Origin of the sequence: Citrobacter sp. CK191, from assembly GCF_030333435.1 — a bacterium.
GTDB classification, from domain to species: Bacteria; Pseudomonadota; Gammaproteobacteria; order Enterobacterales; family Enterobacteriaceae; genus Citrobacter_B; species Citrobacter_B koseri.
The window spans coordinates 1-299 of the sequence record NZ_JAOWFX010000016.1 but is presented as its reverse complement, the minus strand read 5'-3'; the positions used below and the strand labels follow the sequence as shown (position 1 = coordinate 299).

The window sequence follows — 299 nt, the reverse complement described above, 5'->3', positions numbered from 1 at the left end:
AAACTGGTGGGTCGTGCAGGATTCGAACCTGCGACCAATTGATTAAAAGTCAACTGCTCTACCAACTGAGCTAACGACCCATACGGGTGTTACCTGAAAGATTTTACTCGGCACCAATTTAAAATTGGTGGGTCGTGCAGGATGACTCGGCTTCGCCTCGCCCTTCGGGCCGTTGCTGATGCAACGTTATCCTTCACGCTTAACATCTGAGTGTGATGCTAAAACTGGTGGGTCGTGCAGGATTCGAACCTGCGACCAATTGATTAAAAGTCAACTGCTCTACCAACTGAGCTAACGAC

1 tRNA gene and 1 other RNA gene are annotated in these 299 nt (G+C 48.8%); both read right to left on the bottom strand.

The annotated features are described in order from the left end of the window. Window positions 1-4: 4 nt before the first annotated feature. A tRNA-Lys gene (locus tag OGV82_RS03855) sits at window positions 5-80 on the bottom strand. 45 nt (window positions 81-125) lie between these two features. After that, window positions 126-294: non-coding RNA, RtT sRNA (locus OGV82_RS03850), on the bottom strand. Window positions 295-299 lie beyond the last annotated feature (5 nt).